12 protein-coding genes and 3 tRNA genes are annotated in these 12538 nt (G+C 38.6%); all 15 read right to left on the bottom strand.

Annotated elements, in window-relative coordinates; all coding sequences use genetic code 11:
* Positions 1 to 201: 201 nt before the first annotated feature.
* A complete protein-coding gene (nadA, locus tag AC27H3_RS16760; RefSeq protein ID WP_487107904.1) occupies positions 202 to 1248 on the bottom strand; it encodes a quinolinate synthase NadA in 1047 nt (348 codons plus the stop codon).
* Between the two features lie 197 nt (positions 1249 to 1445).
* A tRNA-Lys gene (locus AC27H3_RS16755) sits at positions 1446 to 1521 on the bottom strand.
* Between the two features lie 84 nt (positions 1522 to 1605).
* Positions 1606 to 1681, bottom strand: a tRNA-Lys gene (locus tag AC27H3_RS16750).
* Positions 1682 to 1726: 45 nt separating this feature from the next.
* Positions 1727 to 1802, bottom strand: a tRNA-Lys gene (locus tag AC27H3_RS16745).
* 147 nt (positions 1803 to 1949) lie between these two features.
* On the bottom strand, positions 1950 to 2738 hold the full coding sequence (gene ybgF, locus AC27H3_RS16740) for a tol-pal system protein YbgF (protein ID WP_487107903.1): 789 nt from the start codon (positions 2736 to 2738) through the stop codon (positions 1950 to 1952).
* Positions 2739 to 2750: 12 nt separating this feature from the next.
* On the bottom strand, positions 2751 to 3305 hold the full coding sequence (gene pal / locus AC27H3_RS16735; RefSeq protein WP_085306462.1) for a peptidoglycan-associated lipoprotein Pal: 555 nt from the start codon (positions 3303 to 3305) through the stop codon (positions 2751 to 2753).
* 42 nt (positions 3306 to 3347) lie between these two features.
* The gene (gene tolB / locus AC27H3_RS16730) at positions 3348 to 4694 is read right to left on the bottom strand and encodes a Tol-Pal system beta propeller repeat protein TolB (RefSeq protein ID WP_487107902.1); all 1347 of its coding nucleotides are present in this window, start codon (positions 4692 to 4694) and stop codon (positions 3348 to 3350) included.
* Between the two features lie 33 nt (positions 4695 to 4727).
* Complete coding sequence (gene tolA, locus AC27H3_RS16725) at positions 4728 to 5624, bottom strand: cell envelope integrity protein TolA (RefSeq protein ID WP_487107901.1); 897 nt, start codon at positions 5622 to 5624, stop codon at positions 4728 to 4730.
* Positions 5624 to 6052 (bottom strand): protein TolR, encoded by a 429-nt coding sequence (gene tolR / locus AC27H3_RS16720; RefSeq protein WP_085306459.1) that lies wholly within the window; start codon positions 6050 to 6052, stop codon positions 5624 to 5626. The genes tolA and tolR overlap by 1 nt, the downstream gene beginning before the upstream one ends.
* A 15-nt stretch (positions 6053 to 6067) precedes the next feature.
* The gene (gene tolQ / locus AC27H3_RS16715) at positions 6068 to 6751 is read right to left on the bottom strand and encodes a protein TolQ (RefSeq protein ID WP_487107900.1); all 684 of its coding nucleotides are present in this window, start codon (positions 6749 to 6751) and stop codon (positions 6068 to 6070) included.
* Positions 6741 to 7151, bottom strand: a complete 411-nt coding sequence (gene ybgC / locus AC27H3_RS16710) for a tol-pal system-associated acyl-CoA thioesterase (protein WP_085306457.1) — start codon at positions 7149 to 7151, stop codon at positions 6741 to 6743. The genes tolQ and ybgC overlap by 11 nt, the downstream gene beginning before the upstream one ends.
* An 839-nt stretch (positions 7152 to 7990) precedes the next feature.
* Complete coding sequence (ruvB, locus tag AC27H3_RS16705; RefSeq protein WP_487107899.1) at positions 7991 to 8995, bottom strand: Holliday junction branch migration DNA helicase RuvB; 1005 nt, start codon at positions 8993 to 8995, stop codon at positions 7991 to 7993.
* A gap of 94 nt (positions 8996 to 9089) precedes the next feature.
* On the bottom strand, positions 9090 to 9707 hold the full coding sequence (gene ruvA / locus AC27H3_RS16700) for a Holliday junction branch migration protein RuvA (protein ID WP_085306455.1): 618 nt from the start codon (positions 9705 to 9707) through the stop codon (positions 9090 to 9092).
* 354 nt (positions 9708 to 10061) lie between these two features.
* Positions 10062 to 10589 (bottom strand): crossover junction endodeoxyribonuclease RuvC, encoded by a 528-nt coding sequence (gene ruvC, locus AC27H3_RS16695; RefSeq protein ID WP_085306454.1) that lies wholly within the window; start codon positions 10587 to 10589, stop codon positions 10062 to 10064.
* Between the two features lie 124 nt (positions 10590 to 10713).
* Positions 10714 to 12498 carry an aspartate--tRNA ligase gene (gene aspS, locus AC27H3_RS16690; RefSeq protein WP_487107898.1) on the bottom strand — a complete coding sequence of 595 codons (1785 nt, stop codon included), beginning with the start codon at positions 12496 to 12498 and terminating at the stop codon, positions 10714 to 10716.
* Positions 12499 to 12538: the final 40 nt, after the last annotated feature.

Here is a 12538-nt window from a genome sequence, read left to right as displayed (position 1 = left end):
TTAGCTCTAAGCTCTAAGCTCTAAGCTCTAAGCTCTAAGCTCTAAGCTCTAAGCTCTAAGCTCTAAGCTCTAAGCTCTAAGCTCTAAGCTCTAAGCTCTAAGCTCTAAGCTACGCTATGTTAGGAAAATAATCATCATAACGCAACTTAATTTCCTCAAAGAATAAGTAGTTGCTTACTTAACAAGCAACTGATTGAAATTTTACTTATTCTTTTGCATTTCTGCGTTAAAGTTTAACATACGATCAAGAGATTTTAATGCGCCAGTACGTAGGTTCATATCAACAAATACTTCACGACCGGTTGGGTTTAATAGTGCTTCCTCAATTTCCTTCAAGCCATTCATCGCCATCCAAGGGCAATGAGCACAACTTTTGCATGTTGCCCCTTCACCAGCTGTTGGTGCTTCAAAGAATTCTTTATCGGGACACAGTTGCTGCATTTTATAAAAAATACCGCGATCTGTAGCAACAATGAATTTTTTATTTGGTAGCGCTTGCGCTGCTTTGATAAGTTGACTTGTAGATCCGACAGAGTCTGCTAGGTCTATAATTTCTGCAGGTGATTCTGGGTGAACTAGTACAGCCGCATCTGGATGAAGTGTTTTCATATCAATTAACGCTTTGGTTTTAAATTCATCATGAACAATACAAGCGCCTTGCCACATTAACATATCAGCACCCGTTTGCTTTTCTATGTATGCACCAAGATGACGATCTGGGCCCCAAATGATTTTTTCACCTAAGTCATCAAGGTGTTCAACTATTTCTAGTGCGCATGATGATGTTACGATCCAATCAGCACGAGCTTTAACTGCTGTAGAGGTATTAGCATATACAACAACTGTTCTGTCTGGGTGCTGATCACAAAAGGCATTAAACTCTTCAATTGGGCAACCTAGGTCAAGCGAGCATGTAGCTTCCAATGTCGGCATAATTACTGTTTTTTCAGGAGTCAGTACTTTAGCCGTTTCCCCCATAAAGCGAACACCGGCTACAATCAGGGTATCTGCAGGATGGTTATTTCCAAACCTTGCCATCTCTAATGAATCAGCAACACAGCCACCTGTTTCTTCAGCTAATGCTTGAATCTCTGGATCAGTGTAGTAATGCGCGACTAGTACCGCATTTTTTTCTTTCAATAATACTTTAATACGCGCTTTATACTCTTCACGCTCTACTGCACTTAATGGAGTAGGTTTGGCTGGAAATTGAAAGTCGAAGTTAACGGCTAAATTTGCTTGGGTCATGTGTGATCTCAATGGGTACCTAAAAACGTGAGAATTATAAGGTATAGATGAACAAAAGTGTACTATGAATATGTACAAGCGTAGATCGGATTAAGCTAACTAATAATAAGTTTAATCGAGGGTGTTAAAACTAGAAAAATAGAGTTTAAGAAAATAATTTATATCGGTGTAGCGAAGATAGGATTGTAAAGAAAAAGTGGTCGGTCGTGAAGGATTTGAACCTTCGACAAATTGGTTAAAAGCCAACTGCTCTACCAACTGAGCTAACGACCGAATAACTACTTTTAATTTTCGAATTGAAATAACAAGGCGTTATATCAACAACACTTTATCTTTACATTAGAGTTAAAGAAAAAGTGGTCGGTCGTGAAGGATTTGAACCTTCGACAAATTGGTTAAAAGCCAACTGCTCTACCAACTGAGCTAACGACCGATATATACTTCCTAAAACAAATACCCAACACTACTTTGGTAAAAGTGGTCGGTCGTGAAGGATTTGAACCTTCGACAAATTGGTTAAAAGCCAACTGCTCTACCAACTGAGCTAACGACCGGTATCTGTTCTGCGTTGGCCTACTCGGTCAACGCGGGGCATATAATACTCATAATTTTTTTAAGTGCAACAACAATCTTCCCCTTTTTCCAACTTTATTGCTTGTTCGAACAAAAAGTCAGCAAAGCGTGCAAGTTATCATCAATAATTATGGTTTTAAACTTTTTAATCTTGGTTGTGCCAGTTTTGCTGCACTCGAATTAGGATACTCTGCAATGAGTTTATTGTAGATCGCAATCGCTTTACCTGGGCTATTTTCTTTTTGCTCAACCATAGCAAGCTTCAACATTGCGTCACTTCGTTTGCTTGAATCAGGGTAATTATTAACTACCGCATTAAATTCTTGACGTGCTTTAGCTAATTCACCTTTATTAAATAATAACTGGCCAAGCCAATAATGTGCATTAGCAGCGTAGCTTGAATTAGGGTACCTTTGGTTAAACGCTTCAAACTCTGGGATAGCTTGTTCATAACGTTTATCTTTTAACACCATATTTACCGCACGATCATAGGCTTCGTTTTCAGTTAAATTATTACTGTAATTTATCTGGTCTGTGCCTTCAGAGGGAGCAGCAACTGTCGCTGGGGCTTGATTTGCTGGTTTTAGCGCTTCAGAAACTCTGCGATCGAGTTCTTGATACAACTCACGTTGTCGGTCAAGTACTTGACTTAGCTGATAGGTGTGTAACTCAGTGATGCCTCGAAGTTCATTAACTTCATTTTGTAATTCATCGAGTTGTTGCTGAACATTGACTTGAGCACGGTTACGTGCGTCGAGCTTACGTTCAAGGCTAACAAGCTGTTCACTTAAGCTTGAGTTGGCACTACTATTAGTTGTGCCTGAATTAATTTCGATAACAGGAGCAGGTTCAGCTGCTACTGCCAAATTGGCAGCAACAGCAAACGACATCCCGAATAGTATACTATTGGGTTTCATTTAATTACCTGATTAGTAGACTAATACAGCACGGCGGTTTTTAGCAAACGCGCCTTCACTACGATCTTTAACCATAGGCTTTTCTTCACCGTAGCTAACAGTGCTAAGTTGTGAAGCTGAAACGCCCATATTCTCTAAAAATGTTTCAATCGCTTTTGCACGACGCTCGCCTAATGCAATGTTGTACTCTGGAGTACCACGCTCATCAGCATGACCTTCAATTAATACATTTACATTTGAGTTTTCGTTAAGAAATTTTGCATGTGCTTCAAGAATCGCAGCAAAATCACCACTTACTGATGACTTATCGAAATCAAAGTAAACGATATGCTCTGAACGTAATCTTTCAATTTCTTGACGTTTTTTAGCTTCAATAGCGTTAGCGCGTTGCATTGCTTCAACTTTTACTCGCTCTGCTTCTTCACGAGCTTTTTGTTCTGCCATTTCAGCTTGATTTTTCTGCATTGCACTAGTGTCTTCACTTGCCATGTCAGATGAACTACAAGCCGATAGAGCCATGATAGGTAAAACAACTGCTAGAGCTTTTACTGTTTTATTAAAGCGCATTTTATGTGTCCTTATGATATAAATTAAAGTTACTTATAATTATTATAAAAATGGTGACCATGAAGGTGACTTCACTTCGCCATTTAGTGCTGGCAATCTTGCCTTAAACCTTCCATCTACGGAAACTAAACTTAGTACCTGACGATTATTATGTAAAGTACTATAGATAATCATACCACCGTTAGGTGAAATACTTGGTGATTCATCCAAACGTGTTGATGTTAACACTTGGAAAATCCCTGAATCAAATTCTTGTTTTGCTAAATGATACTTGCCGCGTGTACGATTTACCATCACTAATTGTCTGCCGTCGGGTGTTAATGAACCGCCTAAATTCATTTCGCCATCAAAAGTGAGTCTTCTAACTTTGCCATCGACTAAATTTACGCGATATAACTGTGCCCTTCCACCACGCTCTGAACTAAATATTAATGATTTCCCATCAGGTGTCCAGCTTGGTTCTGTATCAATCGCTCGATGACGTGTTATACGGCGTAACTTTTTAGTAGCAACATTCATAACATAGAGCTCTGGATTACCGTCTTTGGATAGTACCATAGCTAAACTTTTGCCATCAGGTGACCACTTAGGTGCACTGTTAATCCCTTCAAATGAACTTATTAAATTACGTTGTCCTGAGTATATGTCAATAATATGAATTTGTGCTTGTCTGTTTTCAAATGTTACATAAGCTAACTGGTTACCACTTGGATGCCAAGAAGGTGACATTAATGGCTCTCTTGAGCTTAATAAAACATGTTCATTAAAACCGTCATAGTCTGCTACTACTAATTGATAAGGGTACTCTCCTTCATCACGAACAATAACATAAGCAATTTTCGTTAAAAATGCTCCGCGTGTCCCGGTTAACTTTTCATAAACAACATCGCTAATACGGTGAGCATAACGACGAAATTGATCAGCGCCAACTTCTACTGTACTTTCATCTAGCACATGATCAGAGGTACCGACTAACTTGCCATTGCTTAGCATTTGCGTTTCGCCACCGGTTACTTGACCACGAATAACATCAACAAGCTGATATTTGATTTCGTAGCGCCCGATTGATGTCTCACTTACTTCACCAATAACAATTGCTTCAACCCCTTCACTTGCCCAAGCAGCATAATCAATTTGGCTATCATCATGCGGAGATTGCGGAAAACGTGACTCGTTAATAGGATTAAACTTACCACTGCGCAGTAAATCATCACTGATTACTTTTGATAAACGCTCTGGCATTACACCAACACCTGTCCATTTGAAAGGTATCACTGCAATTGGCCGTGCACTATCTACCCCTTCAGTTATAACAATTTCTAGGGTTGCTAATGCTTGTTTTGACAACAAAGCGGCGAAGAAGAGTAAAAATAAAGTTACTTTTTTCATAGAGTTGATTATTTTCCTAATTTATACAAAAGCTTAATTAAATTTGTCTGGTGCTACCGTTAAACTAATTGTTCTCATTTCTCGAAATATTTCAGGGTCTTTAGAAACAGGCAAAGTACCCGCTTTATAGACTGCTGTTTTTGCTGCTTCGCAAACTCTTCTATCACCCGAACCGGTAACAACATTAGTAACAAACCCTGATGGTGCAAGACTTATGGTTAATTTACAAGACTTACCTTCCATTGTGCTGCGATCGGTAATTAAATTACGCTTGATAGTCTGTGTAATTAATGCAGTGAAGCGACCTATTTCTGTCATCATTTGCTGACGACGAGCTTGCTGACGACTTGCCATTTCCTCGGCCATTTGCTGCTCTATCAATTCTTGTTGTGCTGCTCTTTCACGTCTCTCTTGTTCTTGACGTTTTTTTTCTGCGGCTTTCTTTTTACGTAAATCTTCAGCTTTTTTAGCCGCTTTTTCTTCTCTTATTTTTTTTGCTTTAGCAGCAGCTGCGGCTTCTTCTGCCTGCTTTTTCTCTAGCTCTTTTTGCTTACGCAACTTATCAGCGGCATTGGCTTTAGCTTTTTTCGCGGCAATATCTGCCGCTTTTTTCTCTTGTGCTTTTTTCTTACGTTCACGCTCAAGCGTTTTAATACGCTTTTCTTCGTTTAATTTTTTTCTTTTAGCCGCTGCAATACTTTCTTCAAGCTCTTTAAGCTTGCGCACCTTATCTGCCTCTTGCTTTTTGATTTTATTAATTTGTGCATCTATTGTACTTTTTTCTACAATAACAGCTTGAATTGGCTCAATTTGCACAGCACTTGGTGTTGGTTTAGGCGGCGTTGAGAAATCGCCCCATAATAACACCACAGCCAATCCGACATGAATAGTTACACTCAGTACTAATGGGGTTGAATCCTTTAGAAGCACTACTTACTCTCCGGGCTGTCAGTCATTAAACCAACAGATGGAACACCTGCTACTTTTTGCAATAACACCATTAATTGAATTACAGCGTCGTAAGAAACACCACCATCGCCATTAACCACAACCGGCGTGTCTGGTGCAGTTTTTAAATGCTCGGCAACTAAGTTAGCAACCTCCTCTGCTGACATTGCTTCATTTTTACTAATGCCTACAGCTAAGTAATAATTGCCTTTTGCATCAACTGACGCCACTAAAGGTGGTTTCATATCTTTACTTAAAGGTTCAGCATCTGCTTGTGGCAAATCTACCTTAACGCCTTGGGTTATCAATGGTGCTGTTACCATAAAAATAATCAATAACACTAACATTACGTCAATATAAGGTACTACATTTATCTCAGCTACCTTACGGCGCCTAACTCGATTATACATAGTTAACTACCTGCCTTAGCCGTTTTGCTCTGTCGCTGTTTGACGTTGTAAAATACTTGAAAACTCTTCCATAAAGTTACCATAGCTATTTTCAAGCTTTTCAACGTTGTGACTAAAACGGTTAAATGCCATTACGGCAGGAATAGCGGCAAATAATCCCATGGCAGTTGCAATGAGAGCCTCAGCAATACCAGGTGCAACCATAGCTAATGTTGCTTGTTCAACAGCACCTAAAGCAATAAATGAGTTCATGATGCCCCAAACAGTACCAAACAAACCAATATAAGGACTTATTGAGCCTACGGTTGCCATGAAAGGTAGGTGAGTTTCTAAGCTATCGACCTCGCGCGATAAAGCTACTCGCATTGCTCTGTGGGTACCATCAACAATAACTTGTGGAGCATAAGCGTGAGATTTACGCAAACGTGCAAATTCTCGAAACCCCGAGACAAAAAGATTTTCAATACCGTCAACGTGTTCTTTGGCTGACACTTCGCTGTATAACTTGCTCAAATCAGCACCACTCCAAAACTTATCTTCAAAGTTTTGTAATTGAGCCCTTGCTGCTATTAATACTTTACGGCGTTGAAATATCATGGTCCACGAGGCAATTGAAAAACCTAATAGTGTCAACATTACCAGTTGAACCAATAAACTAGCTTCTAAAAATAAATCAAAAAATGAAATCTCAGCTGACACGTTTTAATGCTCCTAATATGCTGTTTGGAATAATACAGGGTTTAGCAATAGATAAATTCACACAGGCGACTTTGATTTCAGCTGTGCATAATACCATGTTATTTTGATTCACAATTTCCTGCGTAAAAATCAAACTTGCAGATTTTAAACGTTTAATTGTGCTGGTAATTGTTAATAAATCATCAAGTTTTGCTGATGCTTTATTTTCCATCGTAACCTTTGTGACCACAAAGCCGATGTTTTGTTCTAAAAAGATTGATTGATTAATACCAAGTTCACGCAACCATTCTGTTCTTGCGCGCTCAAGAAATTTTAAATAGTTCGCATAATAGACAATGCCACCAGCATCGGTATCTTCATAATAAACCCGAACCTTGTGTTGAAAATTAAGTAATGACATTTAATATATTCTAGTTATTGGGATATAAAATTTCAGATGCTTATCATAATAGATAAAGCTCACGGGTAACAAGGGCTAAGATGGTTTCTTTGTAACAAATTCAACAAAAGTTAACTTTGTTGCGGTTTATATGAATTGGTTAATCAAAACTAAAATGAACTGACTCTACATAGTTTTTAAGTTTTTTCACAAAGTAGATTGTTTTAACTTTTATCTACGCCGTAAATTAACTTTTCGCATTTATGAAAGTGGTTATTTATTTTGCTTAATTTATCAAGACTAAAAGAATTACCTATTATAAAAGCGGTAGATTAAATTGTACGGTTAAAAAGTTTAACTCGCTTAAGTAACAGTAAATATAGCCATAGATAAATAATATTAAATCAGGATGATATAATTTTTTATTTTGAAACCTACCTTTTCGCATTAGTTTTTCTAATGATAAATATAATTTATTTTCGTTTGAACAACGAGACTCACCGGACTAAAATACACTTGTTTTTTGGACTACCGCATGAATTTTACTTCCCTAATGAAAATTCTTGTGCCCTTAATGCTTTGAATAGGTGTTGTTACCTTTCTCTCTGAATATTTATAGGAACCCCATTTCCTTCTATCAACTTACATTATAAGTTGGCCCACATATTAATATGTGGGCTTTTTTTTGTCTGAAATTCAACGATTAAAATGTTTGTTCGTTTTCTATGATGAGAAATTTTGTAATGTTTTGCACTTTAAACACGTCGGGTTATGTTTTAAATAACTCATATAAACTAAAAATACAAAAAGCACCTGAAGGTGCTTTTATTGATAAGATCATTCTCTTGTTTTATCGTATGTTAGCTTGGAAAATCTAAACCAAAGTGGAGATAAGCACGACTCGTAGCAATTCGCCCGCGCGGAGTTCGCTGTAAAAAACCTTGTTGAATAAGATAGGGCTCTAGCACATCTTCAATTGTTTCACGTTCTTCACCAATAGCAGCTGCAATGTTATCAAGCCCTACTGGACCGCCAGAAAACTTATCAATGATTGCTTCAAGTAATTTTCTGTCCATTAGATCAAAGCCTTCGTTATCAACTTCTAACATATCTAAGGCACTCGCTGCTGTTGCTTTACTTACTACACCGTTAGTTTTTACATCAGCGTAATCTCTAACTCTGCGTAATAATCTATTTGCTATTCTAGGTGTGCCTCGAGATCGTCTTGCTACTTCAAAAGCGCCGGCCTGTGCGATATCTAAATTCAAGAAATGTGCGGAGCGCATGACAATTTCAGTTAACTCTTGGGTGTTATAAAACTCTAATCGTTGAACAATACCAAAGCGATCACGAAGCGGCGATGTCAGTGCTCCGGCTCGAGTAGTAGCCCCGATCAAAGTAAAAGGTGGTAAATCAAGTTTAATTGAACGTGCTGCAGGGCCTTCGCCGATCATAATATCTAATTGATAATCTTCCATTGCAGGGTACAAAATTTCTTCTACGACAGGGCTTAATCGATGAATTTCATCGATAAATAGCACGTCATTCTCTTCAAGATTAGTTAATAGCGCTGCTAAGTCGCCAGCTTTTTCTAACACGGGGCCAGAAGTAGTACGAATACTTACGCCCATTTCATTAGCTACAATGTTCGCTAAGGTTGTTTTACCTAATCCAGGAGGCCCAAAGATTAACAGGTGATCGAGCGGCTCTTCCCTTTTTAAGGAGGCTGCAATAAATATTTCCATCTGCGATTTTACATGCTGTTGCCCAGTATAGTCTGACAACATTTTAGGCCGAATAGCACGATCAACCGTTTCATCTTCACGGCTAGCTACGGGTTCAATTAATCGATCTGCTTCTATCATGTATTACTCTTTGGAAACGGCGAATGGTTGTTAATCGCCATACTTTATAAATTTATTTAAATTTTAGATACTTAACTTTGCTTTTTAATATTGCTTATAACATGGCTTTTAACGCATTGCGGATCAAGTCTTCACTGGTTTTATTAGCTTCAAATACTGACTTAACGGCTTTATCTGCTTGTTGTTGGCTATAACCTAAAGAGACCAAAGCGTTAATTGCATCACCTTTATTATCGCTAACAAAAGTATTGGCTTGGTTAACATCGGTCGGCATCATATGAACAAGTGCATCACTACTGTCGGTTTGCCAATCTTTTAATTTATCACGCATCTCAATTAACAAGCGCTCAGCTGTTTTTTTACCAACACCTGGAATTTTAACAATCGTACTTAAATCATCCTGTATAACACAACTAACAAATTGATCAGCAGACATACCGGATAAAATTGCCAGACCAAGTTTTGGACCAACACCATTAACTTTAATCAATAAACGAAACAGTTTTCGCTCGACTTTATTAGCAAAGCCATAGAGTAACTGAGCATCTTCACGAACAACAAAATGAGTGTATAACGTTGCTTCTTGGTTAACTTCACCCAATGCATAAATACTGGTCATTGGCATAGTAACTTCGTAGCCAATACCATGACATTCTATTAAAATTTCTGGGGCCATTTTTTCTATCAATGTGCCACGTAAACGTCCAATCACAACTTAACCTTTTTACTCGAGATTATCTATGTCGCCACCATACCACTAGATATTTATACAGTAAAGTTTCTATAGTTAAATATTTCGCACTCAAATGAACTTAGTTAACCTGAATTCTGGGATATTGAGTGTTTGATACTCAAGTGAATCAAAAACTTAGATGGTAAAGTAAGCGCTATAGCAAAGTAAACATCACGAATAGACACCATCAATGCTTGACTTTATACCATTTCCAAGGCAAAACGTTGATGAATAGCGCGCTATTTATCGACGTTTTAACGCAGATAATGGTTTTAAAGGGAGCCTTGAGCAAGTGCTGCCAGAGTTCAGGTTACTTAGCAAAAGCACAATTTGTTAGCGCAAACGGCCTCTAACGGTTTTACTTGCTTGGCCTGAAAGCTTGCCTATTGAGTCATAACTATGTGCGTGGCATAGGGCCACAGCTAAAGCGTCTGCAGCATCAGCTTGCGGAGTACCGGGTAATTTTAAAATAGTTTTTACCATGTGCTGCACCTGAGATTTATCTGCGGCGCCTGTGCCAACAACCGATTGCTTTATCTGCCTCGCAGAGTATTCCGCAACGGTTAAGCCGGTATTTGTCGCAGCGACAATTGCCGCGCCTCTAGCTTGACCTAACTTTAAAGCGCCACCTGGGTTTACCCCCATAAATACTTGCTCTATGGCGAACATATCAGGTTGAAATTGCACTATTAGCTCACTTACTCCTGCAAATATAGTTTGTAAGCGCATACTTAAATCATCGCCTGCAGTAATTGCCTTAATGCAGCCACTACCTAAATAAGTAAAGTTTCGTCCTGATTGCTTAATAACGCCATAACCGGTTATGCGCGATCCTGGATCAATGCCTAAAATTATGCTCACTTAACTACCTTTACTATTAATTTAAGTACTGCTGAAAAAAAACGCACGGATAAAGTCAAAGCCTTTATGCGTGCGTTTAATAATTTAACACTCACCATGAGTTGGTGTTACAAGTGATAAAAAATTATTCAGCTTTTTCGTCAGTATCAGATTCTTTTTCTAAACAAGCAATACCTAATTCTTTAAGCTGTGCAGGGTTTGCATGGCCTGGAGCATTCGTTAATGGACATGCTGCTGTTGTTGTTTTCGGGAATGCCATAACATCACGAATTGAACTAGCGCCAGTCATCAACATGACTAATCGGTCTAAACCAAATGCTAAACCTGCATGTGGTGGAGCACCATATTGTAATGCTTCAAGCAAGAAGCCGAATTTTTCTTGTGCTTCTTCATCGCTAATACCTAAAATTCTAAATACAGCTGCTTGCATGTCTTGATTATGAATACGAACAGAACCACCACCTAATTCACAGCCATTTAGTACCATATCGTAAGCATCAGACAAAGCGCCAACAGGGTTTGCTTCTAGTTCGGTAGCCGTTAAATTTGTTGGGGCAGTAAACGGGTGATGAATAGCATGCATGTGTCCATCAACTTCTTCAAACATAGGGAAGTCAACAACCCATAATGGTTTCCATTCACCTTGCAATAACTCAAGATCTTCACCAATTTTAAGACGAAGTGCACCTAATGATTCAGTTACTACATTATAAGTATCTGAACCAAAGAAAATAATATCGCCCGTTTTAGCGTTAGTACGCGCTAGTAAAGTTTTAACCGCATCTTCAGTTAAGAATTTTAAAATAGGTGACTGTAAACCTTCAAGGCCAGCGTTAATATCATTCACTTTTAACCATGGCATGCCTTTCGCACCGTAAATTCCAACAAATTTAGTTAATTCGTCAATACCTTTACGAGAGAATTTAGCTGCACCGCCTGGTACACAAATCACGGCAACACGGCCTTTTTCGTCGTTAGCAGGGCCAGAGAATACTTTAAACTCAACATCTTTTAAAATATCGGCTACGTCAACGATTTCAAGTGGGTTACGTAAATCAGGTTTATCGGAGCCAAAACGAGTCATTGCCTCTGAATATGGCATACGTGGAAACTCACCAAGATCTACATTAAGAAGTTCTTGGAATAAACCGCGGATCATTGTTTCAGTAACTTCCATTACCTGATCTGAACTCATAAAAGATGTTTCAATATCAATTTGAGTAAATTCTGGCTGGCGATCAGCACGTAAATCTTCATCACGGAAACATTTAACGATTTGGTAGTAACGCTCCATGCCTGACATCATCAACAATTGTTTAAATAATTGTGGTGATTGCGGTAATGCAAAAAATTGACCTTTATGTGTACGACTTGGCACTAAATAATCGCGCGCACCTTCAGGTGTTGCGGCGGTTAAAATAGGTGTTTCAATATCTAAAAAACCTTGAGATTCTAATGATGAACGTACCGCTGAGGTAACTTTAGCGCGAAAGCGCATACGCTCAGTCATTTCAGGACGACGTAAGTCAAGGTAACGATATTTTAGACGTTGCTCTTCTGAGTTTTTCTGGTTTGAATCTAGTGGTAACGGCGCAGATTTATTTAAAATAGTTAACTCTAATCCTAATACTTCAATCGCTCCTGTCGCCATATCTTTGTTGACTTGGCCATCTGGACGAGCGCGTACCTTGCCTTTTACTTGCACACAAAATTCATTACGCAGTGTATTAGCTTTTTCTAGTACATCAGGAAAGTCAGGATCGTAAACAACTTGCACGATACCTTCACGGTCTCGTAAATCTAAGAAAATTACCGCACCTAAATCACGACGACGATTAACCCAACCACAAAGAGTGACTTCCTGACCCACATGAGATTCATTAACCTCACCACAATAAAGACTACGCATGTATTTACCTTGAAATTTGAATAATAGCTATGGAATTAAT

This window comes from Colwellia sp. NW0002-52-1, assembly GCF_057550865.1.
The sequence above is the reverse complement of the archived record's forward strand: the minus strand, read 5'-3'. Positions and strand labels throughout refer to the sequence as shown.